Below are 16,396 nucleotides of genomic sequence, written 5' to 3' on the forward strand. Positions count from 1 at the left end.
GAGAGGTGGATGGTGACTAGGCTCCCACTCGTGCTTTAGGCACCGCTGGCTATCAGTCTGCCATCCACTGCTCTCACCCTTTTGAGTTTAATGGGCCTTGAAGACTCAAGCTGGCTTGCCGGCGATAGGGCCGGGGCAGGCAGCAAATCAGGCTCCGTCCAACCCCATCTGCCAGAAGTCCGCCTCCAGGCTGGACGCCTGGCCGAAAATCCCCACCAGTTCGGCAAACCGTTGCTCGGTCATGCTCCGCGCTGCCAGCTCGTCCAGATGCTTGCGCGCCGCGGTGGCGACACCCTGGTAGCCCTCGCCGGCGTACTCAGCGATCCATTCACGGTACGGGTGACTGCTCAAATCGCCAATGCGCTCGGACAGCGTTCGGCCGATCTCGGCATAGCCGATCACGCAAGGCGCCAGCGCCACATGCAGCTCCAGCAGGTCACCCGCAGCGCCGCAGTCCAGCACGTAGCGGGTATAGGCAACCGTGGCCTGGTGTTCTGGTGCCGCCTCGATATCGGCCTGGGTCAGGCCCCAGCGTGCACAAAGGCGCAAGTGCAGTTCGGTTTCGTCCAGAATCGCCGCCAGCCCGGCCTGCGCAGCGCGGATGTCGGCCGGACGACGGCTCTTGTAGGCAGCCAGCGCCCAGGCGCGGGCGAACTGGATGAGAAACAGGTAATCCTGTACCAGGTAGGTGCGGAAGGCGGCTTCGCTCAGCGTACCCTCGCCCATCTGGCGCACGAAGTCGTGGTCGACATAACTGTTCCACTGCGGCGTGGCGGCGGCCTTGAGGCGGTCGAAGATATCCATGCTCATTTGTCCTCCGGGTAGACGGCATCGAAGAAGGCCAACTCCAGCGCCACGGTGCGCTGGTAGAAGTCAGCCGCCAGCACGGCCTCCTGGGGGCCGACGCGGTCGAGTTCGGCTTGCAGGAAGGCAACGAAGTCCTGGAATGCAGTGTTGTCGTGCAGGGTGATCCATTCGGCGTGGACGAAATTGTCCGGCATCGGTTTTGGTGCCTTCAGCGCCCAGTCCAGGTACAGGCCTTCGGCGACATTGAGTACCGCCAGCGCAGCCGCATAGGACCGGGTGGCTGCCGCTTCGCGCATAATCGCCTTGAAGCCCGCGGTTGGCACGGTGTCGGTCGGTTCACTACGTTGTGCCGAGCTTACCCCCAAGGCCTCGAAGGCGCGCAGGAAGTAGGTGTTCTCGTCACTGGAGATCATCCCGGCAAAGCGGCCGAAGCGCAGGCGCGCCTCGAAGGTGTCGGCGGTGGCAATGGCCGCGCCCAGCAGGGTCAGGAAGCTGTCGAGGAAGCGGTGGTCCTGAACCAGGTAGTCGACCATGATCGGGTCCGGCAGGCTGCCGTCGCACAACTGGGTCACGAAGCGGTGGCCAACGGCCGCCGACCAGGTTGGCTCGCTGTGGCGGCGCAGGGTCTGGCTGAAACGTTCGGTCATGTTGCTGTCCTTGATGGGGGTGACAGCGAGACCGCGGTGGTTGGCATGGACGGGCCTCGCAGTGAGGCCGGCAAAAAGGCAGGTTTCAAGCCCCAATCCCTTCGCCGGCATGATCCGGATCAGGTTCGAAGGGTCACCGCGCTACAGCATCCAGCGGTTTCTCAGCCCGTTGCCGGGCTCCCCTTGGTGGCGCTCAGGTATACCCCAGGGCGCCGCTGCTGTCACTACCCAGACTACCCAATCCGTGGGCAATGGGGCCCCACTAGTGGGGCCTTTCACCCATTTTTGACACCATGGCATTCAGCGCGCATCAGGCGCCACAAGGGTTTGTTTAACAAGATATTCCTCGGATCCAGGTTGGCACAGCCGTTGCTCTAACCCCATAAACGGGCAAAACGCCATTGATGGCCACAAGCCATAAAGCCGCGAGCGAGGCATAAGGCAATGAAGACAACTGCCGTGATCCACCCTGCCAGGCATGCGTTCCAGCTGTCCTCTGTCACTGCGCTGATGCTCAGCTTAGGGCTGGTCACGGTCATGGCTGCCCCCCTCGACGACAACAGCATGCCGCCGCCGACCGACCCGTCGGCCTACACCGACCAGCCGGCCGACCCGACCCAGGCCTTGCTGGACCTCTACAACATGCCGCCGACCAACCAAGGTGCGCTGGAGCTGACCAATGGCGTGTTCGGTGACCGCGACACGGTACGCGCCAACAACGTGCTGCCGCCGGCCCTGCAAACCGGAAACAAATACCCCACCAACGGCAAGCCCAGCCCGCTGTTCGGGGCACTGCCGTTTACCCAGCAGTTGCTGCTGTTCGAGGAATTCGGCACGGAAAAGCTCGACCCCACGCTGCCGCCGCCCCCCCTGACCTTCCCCGTGCCCACCTTGGGCGCAGCACCGGCGCAGGACCCTAACGTGGTAGCTCGCAGCGGCCCCAGCGGCACGGCCCTGGAAGCCTTCCTCAAACAGCCGGGCCTGTACCCGTTCCCGACCCAGTATTCCAACGTGCTCGACCGCAACCCGTGGAAGGCGCAGATCGAGATGTTCCTCAACCGCAAGCCGGTCGGATCGCCGGCGGAGGGCCGGCCACCAGGAAAAGGCTGGTCGCACCAGCGCTGGAACGAGTTCACCCCACAGGCGGGGTTCAAGACCGCCCAGGCCGGTGCGCGCATCAACCTCGGCCTGCGTGACCGCAGGCAACTGCACAACTATGCGGTTGGCGAGTTCGCCCCGGGCGGCCTGTACTACCAGACCTCCGACATCCCGACCACGCTGGGCACCACCAAGGGTATCGACACCCGCTTCCACCCGAAAATGCCACTGCAAAACCACAAGTCGCTATGGACCTTCGACGGCACCTTCCCGCCCAAGTTGCTGATGGTGCGCTATGGCCAGCCGATCCTGATGCGCCACTACAACGCCTTGCCGATCGACCCTTCGGCCAACGCCGGCTTTGGCCTGCACACCCTTTCGACCCACGAGCACAACGGCCACTCACCGGCCGAGAGTGACGGCTTTGCCAACGCCTACTTCTTCCCTGGGCAGTACTACGACTACCGCTGGCCGCTGCAACTGGCCGGTTACGACACCATCAACACCCGGGCCCAGGACCCGCGTGCAGCGTTCCCCTGCTCGCCGGGTGAAACCCTGTTCGTCAATGACGCCTCGCCAGGCCTGAAAACCTGCCAGAACGGCAGCATCAAGATTCGTGGTGACTGGCGCGAAACCATGAGCACCCACTGGTTCCACGACCACATGCTGGATTTCACGGCGCAGAACGTCTACAAAGGCAACGCCACCATGATGAACTACTACAGCGCCCTGGACCGTGGCAACGAGGCGCTGCAGGATGGCGTGAACCTGCGCTTCCCCAGTGGTTCGGGCATGCCGTGGGGTAACCGCGACTATGACGTCAACCTGGTGTTCGCCGACAAGGCCTGGGATGCCAACGGCCAGCTGTGGTTCAACCCGTTCAACACCGATGGTTTCCTCGGCGACCAGATCCTGGTCAACTGGCAGTACCGGCCCGTGCTCAAGGTACGGGCACGCAGCTACCGCTTCCGTATCCTCAACGGCTCGGTGTCGCGCTACTTCAAGTTCGCCGTGGTGCGGGAAATTGCCGGTACCAGTGGCGAATTCAAAGGCCCGACCGGCTCCAACGTATCGTATGCGCGGGTGCCGTTCCACATGATCGCCAACGACGGCAACATCATGGAACACACCGTGCCGTTCGACGGCACCCTGGACCTCAACGGTGACGGCAACCTGCAGGACAACAACGGCATCCTGCCACTGCAAGGTATCGCCGAGCGTTACGACATCATCATCAACTTCGCCAAGAACGGCATCAAGGTCGGCGACAAGCTGTACTTCGTCAACCTGGAAGAGCACTTGAGCGGCAAGGGGCCGGAAGGCGCCATCTCGCTGGCCGACGTGCTCTCGGAAAAGTACAAGCCAGTGATCAAGCAAACCACCAACGGCCCGCGCTGGGAAAACGGCGACCCAGGGATCGGCAAGTTCCTGCAGCTTGTGGTACAGCCCTACAGTGGCCAGGACCTGAGCATGAACCCGGCAGACTATGAGCCGGCCAAACCGGGCAAGGCCGAAGGCCTGAAGATGCTACCACTGCCGATTGACCGCAACTCTGCCACCGACCAGGCCAAGCTCAAGGCGGCCCGCCACCGCGAGTTCATCTTCGGTCGCTCCGACGGTACCGATACCCAGCCCTGGACCATCAAGACCGATGGCGGCTTTGGCTACAGCATGGACCCACGGCGTATCGGTGCGGCGCCACAGCTGGCCCAGCAGTCCACCGACGGCGGTTTCAGCGGCGACGGCACACTGGAAGTGTGGAAGATCATCAACGGCGGCAATGGCTGGAGCCACCCGGTGCATGTGCACTTCGAGGAAGGTGTAATCCTCAGCCGCGACGGCAAGGCACCGCCAGAATGGGAAAAATGGGCGCGCAAGGACGTGTACCGCATCGGGCCGGATGTCGATTCGTCGGAAGAAGTGGAAATGGCCATCCGCTTCCGCGAGTTTGCCGGTACCTACATGGAACATTGCCACAACACCCAGCATGAGGACTCATCGATGCTGCTACGTTGGGACCTGGAACACCCAGGCCAGTTCCAGGTGATGCCGACCCCGTTGCCGGGCTGGGATGGTGTGGAGTACGTGGCTTCGGTTGGTCTGCCGACCTTCCGCACCAAAGACCATGGCGAAGACCCGGCCAACAAGCCGCCGGTCGCGGCCAACGACAGCGCTGCAACCACGGCCGGCAAGCCGATCACCCTGAATGTACTGGCCAACGACACCGACCCGGAAGGCAACCTGCCGCTGAAGGTCGTCGGCCTCAGCCAACCGGACTCCGGCCAGGGCACCACCAGCACCGATGGCACCACGGTGACCTACACCCCGCCGGCCACGGTTGCCACGCCGTTCACCGCCAGCTTCAACTACTCGGCGCGTGACGCCAAGGGCGCCGAATCGGTAACACCGGCCACGGTCAGCATCGCGGTAGGCGCGGCGGCGATCGACCAGATCCAGGTCACCACTGCCACGGTGCAGGTGCTCAGCGGCAACCGTTTCACCTGGGAGGTCGCAGGCACTACCTCGGTGGCCACGGGCAACAGCATCACTGTGACCGTGGCTACCACCGGCGGCCCGGTGAACCTGGGCACCGCCACAATGACCGCCACGGGCAGCGGTGCCAGCTGGCGGTTGGTGGCAACCACCAGCGGCTATGGCCCGGCCACGCCGGCGACGGTGACCGTGAAATCGGCGCTGGGGCAGAGCGTAACCGCGCCAGTCAGATACAAATGAGGGTAAAGCGGGGGGGGCGCTGTGCGGCCCATCGCTGGCAAGCCAGCTCCCACCTCGACCGCATCGGCTCCAAGCCTTGTGCACTACCTGTGGGAGCGGCTTTAGCCGCGAAGAATCCAACGCGGTGCATGGCACCGGCTGCGCCGGTGTTCGCGGCTAAAGCCGCTCCCACAGGGCCCCTGCTAACTCAATGAGTGATGTGCAGTTCTGTGGAGGCTGGCTTGCCGGTGATGGGCTGCGTGGCAGCCTCAATACCGTTACGAGGACCGCATCATGTCCGGCTCATGGCGTTTCCTGCTGGTGCTCTCGCTGTTCGCCGCCAGCATCCCGTTCTGGCCGCTGCAACCGCAACAACCCGTGGCCGAGGAAGCGGCAACCCCTTGGGGCGCCGACTACTTTCCCAACATCCCCCTGCTCACCCAGGAGGGGGAAAAAGTGCATTTTTTCGACGACCTGATCAAGGACAAGGTGGTCGCCATCAACTTCATCTTTACCGGCTGCTCCGACTCCTGCCCAGTGGAAACCGCCCGGCTGCGCCAGGTGCAGAAAATCCTCGGTGATCGGGTCGGCAAGGACATCTTCCTCTATTCCATCAGCATCGACCCCTACAACGACACCCCCGCCACCCTCAAGCGCTATGCCGAAAAGTTCGGCATCGGCCCTGGCTGGACGCTGCTCACCGGTGAGCCGGCCGATATCGAGCAATTGCGCCGTAGCCTCGGCCTGTACATCGAAGGCCTGGAAAACGGCCGCTCCAAGGACCACAACCTGAGCCTGATCATCGGCAACCAGGCCACCGGCCGCTGGATGAAGGCCTCGCCCTTCGAAAGCCCGTACATCCTCGCCGACCGCCTGGGCAACAGCCTGCACAACTGGAAACAGGCCAGTGCCATGGCCAATGACTACGCCCAGGCTCCCAAGATACGCCCCCCCAGCAGTGGCGAGCAGCTTTTCCGTACCCGCTGTTCGTCCTGCCACACCCTTGGCAACGCCGAGCCAGGGCAACCCGGCATCGGTCCTGACCTGCTGGGCGTGACCCGCCAGCGTGACGCCAACTGGCTGACCCGCTGGCTTAAGGAACCCGACCAGATGCTGGCACAGAAAGACCCCCTGGCCATGCTTCTGTACGAACAATACAACCGCCTGGCCATGCCCAACATGCGCCTGGGCGATGCCGAAGTCAGCGCGCTGATGAGCTATATAGAGGAAGAAACCGCGCGCCTGCAGACGCCCCTGGCAGCTAAGGGAAACCCTTAAAGGCAACGCGCCATCAGTCATACTGAAAACCACAGCCGGGACAGGCAACCCATTTCGGTTTATCGTGTGCCTATCGCCCACCAACACCCGCACCATGACCGACATCGAGCGCTACCTCCGCGCCGCCACCCGTGACAACACCCGGCGCAGCTACCAGGCCGCCATCGAGCATTTCGAAACCCACTGGGGCGGCTTTCTCCCGGCCACGGCCGAGAGCATTGCCCGCTACCTGGCCGATCACGCAGACCAGCATGCAGTCAGCACCCTGCGCCAGCGCCTGGCCGCGCTCAGCCAATGGCACGTGGCCCAAGGTTTCCCCGACCCGACCAAGGCGCCGCTGGTGCGCCAGGTACTACGCGGCATCCGCACCCTGCACCCGGCACCACCCAGGCAGGCCGCGCCGCTGTTGCTGAAGCATCTGCAAAGCGCGGTGGAATGTTTTGAAGAAGAAGCCCGCCAGGCCCGGGAACACCATGACCTGGCCGCCTTGCGCCGGGCGCGCCGCGACGCTGCCCTGTTGTTGCTGGGCTTCTGGCGCGGCTTTCGTGGTGATGAACTGGCACGCCTGCGCGTCGAGCACATCCAGGCCGAGGCCGGTGTCGGCATCACCCTGTTCCTGCCGCGCAGCAAGGGCGACCGCGAAGCCCTGGGCGTACAACACCGCACCCCGGCCCTCAAGGCCTTGTGCCCGGTCACGGCCTACCTGCAATGGCTGGAAGTCGCCGGCATCGCCCATGGGCCGGTGTTCCGCAAACTCGACCGCTGGGGCAACCTCAGCGACGCCGCGCTCAACAGCAACAGCCTGGTCGGCCTGCTGCGGCGCATGCTGGAACGCGCCGGGGTACCGGCGGCGCTGTATACCGGTCACTCGCTGCGCCGTGGCTTCGCCACCTGGGCCACGGCCAACGGTTGGGAGTTGAAGTCGCTGATGAGCTACGTGGGCTGGAAAGACGCCAAGTCGGCGTTACGCTACATCGACGCGGCGCAGCGCTTTGGTGAACTGGCCGTGCTACCGGCCAGCCAGGCTCAAAAGCTTGTCTCTTGAAACCCAGGAACGGCAAGAGCCGCCTGATAGTCCGGTCGAAGCAGGCCCTGGTTCGCTGGACCTAACATTATTGATAGTAGTCGTGACTATCGCCGCTCAAGATACTGGGCATCACAACATGCGTTGTTGAATCAAATATATAACGAAGGTCACACTATGGATTCCAAAAGTTCCATACTTCATGCGCCGGCTATTACAGAGAGTGCAAAGCAGCACACCTATTCAACTTACGGATATCATCAGACAGCCCTGCCGGGCCAGCCATTGCTGGGGTTCAATGGTGAGCACTTCGAGACAGCGTCAAAGACCTACTTGCTAGGCAATGGATACCGGGCCTATAGCCCCAGCCTGATGAGTTTCAACTCACCAGACAGCTTGAGCCCCTTTTTGGCCGGAGGGATCAATTGCTACTGTTTCTGTGGGAACGATCCGGTCAATCACGCCGATCCGGACGGGCATATGTACAAGCGCAAAACGTCTCTCGGCAAGATTCCTACCAAATCTTCAGGCTCTGGCAGCAGCGGCGACAATCTGACGCTCTATGTGCAAAAACCAGCAACCAATGAGGTGGTCTACCCATCTATTGCACCGCCTTACCCCGCGCCTCGTGCATCCAGAGCCACAGAACAGAACAGGTCACCTCAGGGCCGGGCTCCGATGCCGCTACCTGAGCAATCCCCTTGGGGAGATCGCAAGGAAACCGTCGATGAACTTTTCAGCAGGCTACTCGGTGCTCAGCAACGCGGAGGCACTCACCAGACCGATCTGATCCTGCCCTCCGCGCCCAGTGGCTATGCACGTTTTCAAACCCCGCCAGATACCCAAAACGCGGCACAGACCATTCGACAGACTTAGGTACGGCCGCCCCAGCAGGCAATACCCTGTGGGAATTTACACAGGTTCACCGGTCAACCTGCTCAGATCTGCTTCGCGCAGCGCCACAGCCGCCCGATATCACAAGCCCGTCCTCGCAGCAGCCCGGCGGCATCGGTACATGCCTGCTCCAGGCTCATCGGCCCGCTGGCCAGGGCAAAGGCGGCATCGATACCATGGGCATACAGCTGCTGGTAGCCCTCACCCAAGGTCCCGGCCAGTACCACCACCGGCACCCCATGGCGCTTGGCAACCCTGGCCACACCCATCGGCGTCTTGCCACGCAAGGTCTGGGCGTCGAAGCGCCCTTCGCCGGTCACCACCAGGTCCGCGCCCTGCACCAATGCATCCAGGCCGGCCAGTTCAGCCACCACTTCCACCCCGGGACGGAACTGCGCGCCCATGAATGCCCGGGCCGCGAACCCCATGCCGCCGGCAGCGCCGCAGCCTGGGTAGTCCCGCACATCCTCACCCAGCAGCTGCGCACAATGGTCGGCAAAATGCCCCAGGGCCTGGTCCAGCGCTTGCACCTGCTGCGGGTTGGCGCCCTTCTGCGGGCCGAAAATCGCCGATGCGCCGTTGGTGCCGCACAGCGGGTTGTCGACGTCTGCCGCGACTTCGAACTGCACCTCGGCCAGGCGCGGATCGAGGTCGCTGGCATCGATGCGGGCCAGCTTGGCCAGGGCCAGGCCACCCTCTTCCAGTGCTTGCCCGTCGGCGTCCAGCAGGCGCAGGCCCAGCGCCCGCAACATGCCGCTGCCAGCGTCGTTGGTGGCGCTGCCGCCGATGGCCAGCACCACCCGTTGCGCGCCGGCGGCCAGGGCGGCGGCAATCAGCTCGCCGGTGCCCCAGGTGCTGCTGCGGCAGGCATCGCGCAGGCCAGTCGGCACCAGCTGCAGGCCACTGGCCTGGGCCATTTCGATGATCGCCGTGCGGCTTTGCGCCAGCCAGCCCCAACCGGCTTCGACGCTTTGCCCCAGTGGCCCGCGCACGGCCTGACGACGCAGCTCGCCGTGGCTGGCGGCGAGAATCGCATCCATGGTGCCTTCGCCACCGTCGGCCATCGGGCACTCGACCAGCTCGGCCTCCGGCCAGGCTTCGCCCAGGCCTACCGCGATGGCGCGGGCGACACCGGCAGCGTCGAGGCTGTCCTTGAACGAGTCGGGGGCAATGACGATCTTCATGGGGTTTCTCCTGTCCTGATGAGCGGCATGCTGACAGGTGGCTGCCAAGGTGGCCTCGGTCAAATGCACAAAACGCTGGGCGGGTTGTTTGGGCAGATGCCTTCGCGGCTGCCTCTGTAGGAGCAGCCTTGTGCTGCGAAGTGGCCCGTACTGACCATGCACATCTGTTGCCTGTACCGGCCTCTTCGCAGCACAAGGCTGCTCCTACATGTCTCGCGTCAATCTACAGGCAGCAGTTGCAACCCCAGGTACAAGCTAAGCATCCCTTCCATGCGCAGCGGGTCGACCTCGCCCAGTTCGGCAATCCGTTCCAGGCGGTAGCGCAGGCTGTTGCGGTGAATGCCCAGGGCATCGGCACAAGCCTGGCTCTGGCCGTCATGGGCACACCAGGCGCGCAGGGTGGTGAGCAACTGCCCACTGCTGTCCTTGCTGCGTATACGCTGCAACGGCTCCAGCAATTCATCCAGCGCATCATCGTTGCGATGCCGCCACAGCAATGCCGGCAACCGATAGCGCTGCAGGCTGAGCAGACGCTCGCCGGGCAACACCTCGCGCCCATAGGCCAACAGGTCGCGCACCCGGCGATACCCGCGGCGCAGTTGTTCCAGGCTTTGCGCGGCACTGCCCAGGGCCAGCCGCTCCACTTCCCAGCCATGGCGTTGCAGGCGCTCCAGCAGGCGAGGCTCGTCCAGTGCCACACCTGCCGGGCGACACCACAACAACGACTGGCGGGCTGGGCTGACGCACCAACTGTCCGGGTAGCGGCTCATCAACCATGCCGCCAGGGTTTCGGCGGGTGGCCCCGAGGCCAGCTCGAACAGGCACGGCACCCGTGGCAACTGGGGTTTCAGCCCCAGTTGCCGGGCCTCGTCGAGTAACCGGGGAGAATCGCCGCTACCGCCCAGCAGCAGGGCCAGCAAGTCGTCACAGCGCTGCCGTCGCCATTGCTGGTCGGCCTGCAAATGGCGTTGGGCGAGCAGCATTTCGGCGGTCATGCGCACCAGCTCGCCATAGGTGCGCACTTGCTGCGGGTCACCGGTCAGGCCAAGTACGCCCATCAATCGGCCATCAAGCATCAGCGGCAGGTTCACACCGGGCTGCACGCCCTTCAGGCATTTGGCCGCGTCGGTATCCAGTTCGACGATTCGGCCATTGGCCAGTACCAGCTGCGCGCCCTCGTGACGGGTGTTGATGCGCTCCGGTTCGCCACTGCCGAGGATCAACCCCTGGCTGTCCATGACGTTGACGTTGCATGGCAGAATGGCCATCGCCCGGTCAACGATATCCTGTGCCAGGTCATGGTCGAGTTCGAACATTGAACGGTCCTTTGGGTGTCAGGGTTTTGGGCTCGGGCACAGCAGCCTGGTGCAAGTGCTGTGCAAAAGCACAAAGACAGGCACGCCGCTGTCCCCGAGACTCGTCAGGGCGAGCGCCGGAACAGGCGACGCGGCGACAACCATAACAACAGAGAACCCGATCATGGCATACAGCCCCGCCCCTGACCAAGGCACGGACACCACCCGCAACGCGCTGTACCGGCGCATTACCTTGCGGCTGATTCCGTTCATTTTCATCTGCTACCTGTTCAACTACCTGGACCGCGTCAACGTCGGCTTTGCCAAGCTGCAGATGCTCGACGCCCTGAAGTTCAGCGAAACGGTGTACGGCCTTGGCGCCGGCATCTTCTTCATCGGCTACGTGCTCTGCGGCCTGCCGAGCAACCTGGCGCTCAACCGCTTCGGCCCGCGGCGCTGGATCGCGTTGATGATGATCGCCTGGGGCAGCCTCTCCACCTGCCTGCTGTTCGTCACCACACCCACCGAATTCTATGCCCTGCGCCTGCTGACCGGCGCCGCCGAAGCCGGCTTCTTCCCGGGCGTGGTGCTGTACCTTTCGCGCTGGTTCCCGGCGGCCCGCCGCGGCCGCATCATGGCCCTGTTCATGTCGGCGATCCCGGTGTCGGGCCTGCTCGGCGGGCCGTTCTCCGGCTGGATCCTCCAGCACTTCGCCGCCGGCCAGCACGGCCTGGCCGGCTGGCAATGGATGTTCCTGATCCAGGGCCTGCCGACCGTTGCCTTGGGTGTACTGGCAGTGTTCCTGCTCAGTGACGGCTACCAGAAAGCCGCCTGGCTGAGCCCGGCCGAACGCCAGCTGATTGCCGCCGACCTCGACGCCGATGCCGCCAGCAAGCCGAATACCACCGGTGACAGCGTGCTCGCCGTGCTGACCAACCCGTTGATCTGGACCTTCGGCTTTGTCTACTTCTGCATCCAGAGCGGCGTATACGCGATCAACTTCTGGCTGCCATCGATCATCAAGAACATGGGCTTCGACAACCCGCTGCTGATCGGCTGGCTCAGCGCCATCCCGTACCTGCTGGCCGGTGTGTTCATGATCCTCTGCGGGCGCTCGGCCGACCTGCGCAACGAGCGCCGCTGGCACCTGGTGGTACCGATGCTGATGGGCGCCATCGGCCTGCTGATCGCGGTGAACTTCGCCAGCAACCCGGCCATCGCCATCCTCGGCCTGTCGATCGCCACCATGGGCGCCCTCACCGGCCTGCCGATGTTCTGGCCGATGCCCACCGCGCTGCTCAGCGCCGGCGCAGCTGTCGCCGGCCTTGCGATCATCAACTCGGTGGGCCAGATGGCCGGCTTCCTCAGCCCGTATCTGGTCGGCTTCATCAAGGACCAGACCGGCTCGACCGATGCCGCGCTGTATTCGCTGGCGGCGTTGATCGTGCTGGGTAGCCTGGTGGCCTTGCGGGTCACCCGGGCCGGTGCGCTGAGTACTGCACGGGCCAGTTGAGGCATTCGCGGGTAAACCCGCTCCCACAGGATCACCACCAACTGGAAGATTGTGGGATCCATGTGGGAGCGGGTTCACCCGCGAAGAGGCCCGACCAGGCCACACACAATCCACACCCTCCACCGGTCGTCAGCTCAACGCATCCCCTCCCCAGCCCAGGCGTCAAATGGTTCCAAAGCCCCCTTTGGAGAACCTCCATGACCCAGTACGCCGTGGCCCGCCTGGCCCAGCTCGACGAACACCGCCCCCTGCGCGTCCAGGCCGGCAGCGAGGAGATCATCCTCATCCGCCAGGGCGACCAGGTGCACGCCTACCAGGGCAACTGCCCCCACGAAGGCGCACCACTCAATGAGGGCGTGGTCTGTGGCGGCCTGCTGATCTGCCCCTGGCACAAGGCCGCGTTCGCCGTGGACGAGGGCGCAGTCTGCGAGCCGCCGGCGCTGGCCGACCTGCGCCGCTACAGAACCTGGGTCAAAGGCGACGAGGTCTGGGTCGACGACCAACCCCTGCCCAGAACCGAGCCGCCCCGCCACAGCGATGCCCGCTGTTTCGTGGTGGTCGGCGCCGGCGCCGCCGGCAGTGCCGCAGTCGCCACCCTGCTGGACCATGGCTTCGCCGGCCACCTGGTCTGGGTCGATCAGGAGCGCCAGCCGGCCTACGATCGTACTTCCCTCAGCAAGTTCGTGATCGCCGGGCAGATGCCTCCCGATGAAGTGCCAGCCCTGCTCGATGCCGACGCCCTGCGCAAGGGCCAACTGGAGCGCAAGCATGGCAAGGTGCGCACCCTGAACGCTCAGAAGCGCCAGGTCACTCTGGCCGACGGCCAGCAGATCGACTATGACGCCTGCCTGCTGGCCACCGGCGGCAAAGCACTGCGGCCCGATATCCCGGGCGTCGATCTGCCCGGGGTATTTACCCTGCGTTCACGGGAGGATGCCGCGCACCTGCTTGACGCTGCCGAGCCCGGCCAGCCGGTAGTGATCGTCGGCGACGGGTTCATCGGCCTCGAAGCCGCCTCGGCCTTGCGCAAGTACGGCGTGCAGGTGCACCTGGTCACTCGCCACGAAGTCCCCCTGGCACGGCAGTTGGGCGAGCGCATCGGCCGTAGCATCCGCGAGCTGCACGAACGCAAGGGGGTCACCTTCCACGGGCCCACCGAGGTCGAACGGATCGAGGGCCAGGGCAAGGTCGAAGCCGTGCTGCTGGCCAACGGTGAGCGGCTACAGACACCATTGGTGCTGTTGGGCACCGGGGTAGAACCGGCGACCGCTTTCATCCAGGGCGTGCTGCTGACCGAAGACAAGTCGGTGCAAGTCGATGCCGAAATGCGCGCGGCAGATGGCCTATGGGCCGCGGGGGATATCGCCACCTTCCCGCTCAGCGGGCGCCCGGTGCGTATCGAACACTGGCGCCTGGCCCAGCAACACGGGGTGATCGCCGCCGCCAACATGCTCGGCGAGCAGCGCCGCTACGCCGATGTGCCGTTCTTCTGGACCTACCAGCACGGCCGCACCTACGAAGTACTTGGGCACGCACGGGACTGGAACCGTATCGAGTTCGTCGGCGAGCCGGAAAAAGGCGACTTCATCGCCTTGCAATGCGTGGATGAGCGGGTCGAGGCGATCATCGCCAAGGGCTATTCCGATGCCATGGCGACACTGTCGCAACGCCTGAAACGCCCGTTGAGCCTGCAAGAGGCCTTGGCGCTGATCGGTTGAGGCCACCTTTCATTGCGCCGCGGTTGTGTGTAAAACAGGTAGATCAGCCGATCTGTTAAAGGACCCACGCGCATGATCTACCGCCCCCTCGGCCACAGTGGCCTGCAGGTTTCCGCCCTTACCCTGGGCAGCATGATGTTCGGCGAGCAGACCAGCACCGAGGACGCCCTGCGCATCATCGACAAGGCCTGGGACCAGGGCATCAACTTCATCGACACTGCTGACGTGTACAACGCCGGGCGCGCGGAGGAAATCGTCGGCGAAGCGGTGGCCCGCCATCGCCAGGACTGGATCGTGGCCAGCAAGGTCGGCTTCGGCCCGGCCGATGGCCTGCCCAACCGCAGCGGGCTGTCGCGCAAACACATCTTCAACGCCCTCGATGCCACGCTGACGCGCATGGACATGGACTACCTGGACATCTACTACCTGCACCGCGAAGACCACAAGGTACCGCTGGAGGAGAGCGTGCAGGCCATCGGCGACCTGCTGCGCCAGGGCAAGATCCGTTACTGGGGCGTGTCCAACTTCCGTGGCTGGCGCATCGCCGAGGCCTGCCACATTGCCGAGCGCCTGGGCGTGCCGAGGCCGGTGGTGAGCCAACCGCTGTACAACATCGTCAACCGCCAGGCCGAACCGGAGCAACTCACCGCTGCGGCTGCCCACGGCCTTGGTGTAGTGCCATACAGCCCGCTCGCGCGGGGCGTGCTCAGTGGCAAGTATGCGCCAGGCGCAGTGCCAGATGCCGGTAGCCGTGCCGGGCGCCAGGACAAACGCATCATGGAGGTGGAATGGCGCCAGGAGTCGCTGGCCACCGCCCGGCAGATCCAGGCCTATGTTGAAGCCAAGGGCGTGGGTATCGTCGAGTTCGCTATCGCCTGGGTGCTGAACAACCAGCTGGTCAGTTCGGCGATTGTCGGGCCGCGTACGGAAGAACAGTGGGATACCTATGGCGGTGCGCTGGCGGTGAAGATCACGGCAGAGGATGAGGCATTCATCGATTCATTGGTGACGCCGGGGCATGCGTCGACGCCGGGGTTCAATGATGTGGCTCATTATGTGAGCGGGAGGCTTGCACGGCCTTGACCTGCTGCTTGGGGCTGGAGAGCGAGTGTCGGTGCAATCATCGTTGACTCAGTTTACTTACAAACGCTCTCACAGCTTCATTGTTGCGCGCCAGAATATCAGCTGCGACACTTTTCCCCCATCCTGTGGTTACATCGGCACCGTGCCCCAACTGCCAGAGCATGCTCAGTGCCATCTTCTGTTTGACCTCTGCCCCCTCGCGCCCGGTCTCTTTTACAAGCTGATGCCGTACAAACTCGTGAACAACCTTCGCTCTCTTTTCTGGCGTCATTCCCTTAATTCCAAGCGTTGTAGAAAAAGTATCCCAGTTCTTTTGATCTGAGTCGCCGCCCCAGGTTTTTTCAGCAGGTCGCACCGTAGCTTTCGACTGGACGCGATTGGTCGAAATGGCGCGTGACTCAACCAACGAGGTAGTTGCCCGCAAATTGGGGTCATCAACAGACATTACTGCCATGTGGCGAGGCAGCCGCCTGGGACCAACACGGGGATTCGGATTACGTCGGTAGGCTATAACCTTGATATATGAATGACCGCTAGGATCGACACGGTTTATAGGGTCACCCGAGCAATATCCATAACTATTCCACCCACCTTCATCAAATGGGCTGAGGCTGTCCGGGGTCGTGAAGCGCATGAGAGAACAACAGTAAAGACGAACACCGTTACCTAAGAAATAGCCTTGAAGCAGTGGATCAAGCGCCTGGCCATTGAACCCAACTAATATAGTTGGGCTTCCGTTACCTGAATGACCATAAACAGTATAAGCACGCGCCGTGGTGGTGCTGTTTGAATCATGGGCAAGGCCTTCATAAAGCGGCATCGTAACCTTGGCCGGTTGTTTCATGATCCTGCCCTCACAAAGAAATATACACAACTTAACGACTTGGTTGTTTCATACTTGGTTGTTTCATGGTAGCGAAGGCTGGAGTGCCCGGTAACTGTCAAAACTGCCAGTTCACTTCAGGTTTCGCCCGTGCTTGTCGATTGGGGAGCCTTGCGCCGGGCTCCCGCCCCCCTCGCCAGCTGAGGGCCGAGTACTACTGCCGGCCTCTTCGCGGGTGAACCCGCTCCCACAGCAACCCCAAACTTTCAAGACAGGCGCAGTACCTGTGGGAGCGGGCATGCCCGCGAAGAGGCCGGCAG

At 63.5% G+C, this 16,396-nt stretch carries 12 protein-coding genes and 1 riboswitch; of the genes, 7 read left to right on the forward strand and 5 right to left on the reverse strand.

The features are described from left to right. Positions 1-147: 147 nt before the first annotated feature. Together tenA and A4C63_RS19280 are read right to left on the reverse strand one after the other, a co-directional pair. The gene (tenA, locus tag A4C63_RS19275; protein WP_063914090.1) at positions 148-810 is read right to left on the reverse strand and encodes a thiaminase II; all 663 of its coding nucleotides are present in this window, start codon (positions 808-810) and stop codon (positions 148-150) included. Then, positions 807-1,454, reverse strand: a complete 648-nt coding sequence (locus A4C63_RS19280) for a TenA family protein (RefSeq protein ID WP_063914091.1) — start codon at positions 1,452-1,454, stop codon at positions 807-809. The genes tenA and A4C63_RS19280 overlap by 4 nt, the downstream gene beginning before the upstream one ends. Before the next feature lie 78 nt (positions 1,455-1,532). After that, positions 1,533-1,648: riboswitch (TPP riboswitch) on the reverse strand. Between the two features lie 250 nt (positions 1,649-1,898). Here A4C63_RS19280 and A4C63_RS19285 point away from each other — a divergent pair. From A4C63_RS19285 to A4C63_RS27090, 4 genes are all read left to right on the forward strand, one after another. After that, positions 1,899-5,285 (forward strand): Ig-like domain-containing protein, encoded by a 3,387-nt coding sequence (locus A4C63_RS19285; RefSeq protein ID WP_063914092.1) that lies wholly within the window; start codon positions 1,899-1,901, stop codon positions 5,283-5,285. Positions 5,286-5,558: 273 nt separating this feature from the next. After that, entirely contained in the window at positions 5,559-6,542 is a 984-nt protein-coding gene (locus A4C63_RS19290) for an SCO family protein (protein ID WP_063914093.1), read from the forward strand. 94 nt (positions 6,543-6,636) lie between these two features. Further along, positions 6,637-7,587 (forward strand): site-specific integrase, encoded by a 951-nt coding sequence (locus A4C63_RS19295; RefSeq protein ID WP_063914094.1) that lies wholly within the window; start codon positions 6,637-6,639, stop codon positions 7,585-7,587. A 156-nt stretch (positions 7,588-7,743) separates the two neighbouring features. After that, complete coding sequence (locus A4C63_RS27090) at positions 7,744-8,442, forward strand: RHS repeat-associated core domain-containing protein (protein WP_082888372.1); 699 nt, start codon at positions 7,744-7,746, stop codon at positions 8,440-8,442. A gap of 62 nt (positions 8,443-8,504) precedes the next feature. Here the strand turns inward: A4C63_RS27090 and A4C63_RS19300 are convergent, their stop codons facing one another. After that, positions 8,505-9,644, reverse strand: coding sequence for a glycerate kinase (locus A4C63_RS19300; protein ID WP_063914095.1), 1,140 nt, complete (start codon positions 9,642-9,644; stop codon positions 8,505-8,507). A 218-nt stretch (positions 9,645-9,862) separates the two neighbouring features. Next, positions 9,863-10,960 (reverse strand): sugar diacid recognition domain-containing protein, encoded by a 1,098-nt coding sequence (locus tag A4C63_RS19305; RefSeq protein WP_063914096.1) that lies wholly within the window; start codon positions 10,958-10,960, stop codon positions 9,863-9,865. Between the two features lie 163 nt (positions 10,961-11,123). Between A4C63_RS19305 and A4C63_RS19310 the strand changes: the two genes are divergently transcribed. The 3 genes from A4C63_RS19310 (at position 11,124) to A4C63_RS19320 (ending at position 15,253) form a co-directional block, all read left to right on the forward strand. After that, positions 11,124-12,452: an MFS transporter gene (locus tag A4C63_RS19310; RefSeq protein ID WP_063914097.1), complete on the forward strand. Its 1,329-nt coding sequence runs from the start codon at positions 11,124-11,126 to the stop codon at positions 12,450-12,452. A 197-nt stretch (positions 12,453-12,649) separates the two neighbouring features. Continuing rightward, positions 12,650-14,170: an FAD-dependent oxidoreductase gene (locus A4C63_RS19315; RefSeq protein ID WP_063914098.1), complete on the forward strand. Its 1,521-nt coding sequence runs from the start codon at positions 12,650-12,652 to the stop codon at positions 14,168-14,170. Between the two features lie 72 nt (positions 14,171-14,242). Beyond that, positions 14,243-15,253 carry an aldo/keto reductase gene (locus A4C63_RS19320; RefSeq protein WP_063914099.1) on the forward strand — a complete coding sequence of 337 codons (1,011 nt, stop codon included), beginning with the start codon at positions 14,243-14,245 and terminating at the stop codon, positions 15,251-15,253. A gap of 37 nt (positions 15,254-15,290) precedes the next feature. On the opposite strand, the gene A4C63_RS25915 is transcribed toward A4C63_RS19320, so the two are convergent. After that, positions 15,291-16,097, reverse strand: a complete 807-nt coding sequence (locus tag A4C63_RS25915) for an RHS repeat-associated core domain-containing protein (protein WP_082888373.1) — start codon at positions 16,095-16,097, stop codon at positions 15,291-15,293. Positions 16,098-16,396 lie beyond the last annotated feature (299 nt).

It is taken from the genome of Pseudomonas sp. p21, assembly GCF_001642705.1.
Taxonomy (GTDB): Bacteria; Pseudomonadota; Gammaproteobacteria; order Pseudomonadales; family Pseudomonadaceae; genus Aquipseudomonas.

What these genes read in the sequence shown, in the direction of transcription:
- A4C63_RS19295 (WP_063914094.1), top strand. Translation starts at nt 6,637, where the DNA reads ATGACCGACATCGAGCGCTACCTCCGCGCCGCCACCCGTGACAACACC.
- tenA (WP_063914090.1), bottom strand. Translation starts at nt 810, where the DNA reads ATGAGCATGGATATCTTCGACCGCCTCAAGGCCGCCGCCACGCCGCAG.
- A4C63_RS19290 (WP_063914093.1), top strand. Translation starts at nt 5,559, where the DNA reads ATGTCCGGCTCATGGCGTTTCCTGCTGGTGCTCTCGCTGTTCGCCGCC.
- A4C63_RS19315 (WP_063914098.1), top strand. Translation starts at nt 12,650, where the DNA reads ATGACCCAGTACGCCGTGGCCCGCCTGGCCCAGCTCGACGAACACCGC.
- A4C63_RS19320 (WP_063914099.1), top strand. Translation starts at nt 14,243, where the DNA reads ATGATCTACCGCCCCCTCGGCCACAGTGGCCTGCAGGTTTCCGCCCTT.
- A4C63_RS19280 (WP_063914091.1), bottom strand. Translation starts at nt 1,454, where the DNA reads ATGACCGAACGTTTCAGCCAGACCCTGCGCCGCCACAGCGAGCCAACC.
- A4C63_RS19310 (WP_063914097.1), top strand. Translation starts at nt 11,124, where the DNA reads ATGGCATACAGCCCCGCCCCTGACCAAGGCACGGACACCACCCGCAAC.
- A4C63_RS19300 (WP_063914095.1), bottom strand. Translation starts at nt 9,644, where the DNA reads ATGAAGATCGTCATTGCCCCCGACTCGTTCAAGGACAGCCTCGACGCT.
- A4C63_RS19305 (WP_063914096.1), bottom strand. Translation starts at nt 10,960, where the DNA reads ATGTTCGAACTCGACCATGACCTGGCACAGGATATCGTTGACCGGGCG.
- A4C63_RS27090 (WP_082888372.1), top strand. Translation starts at nt 7,744, where the DNA reads ATGGATTCCAAAAGTTCCATACTTCATGCGCCGGCTATTACAGAGAGT.
- A4C63_RS19285 (WP_063914092.1), top strand. Translation starts at nt 1,899, where the DNA reads ATGAAGACAACTGCCGTGATCCACCCTGCCAGGCATGCGTTCCAGCTG.
- A4C63_RS25915 (WP_082888373.1), bottom strand. Translation starts at nt 16,097, where the DNA reads ATGAAACAACCGGCCAAGGTTACGATGCCGCTTTATGAAGGCCTTGCC.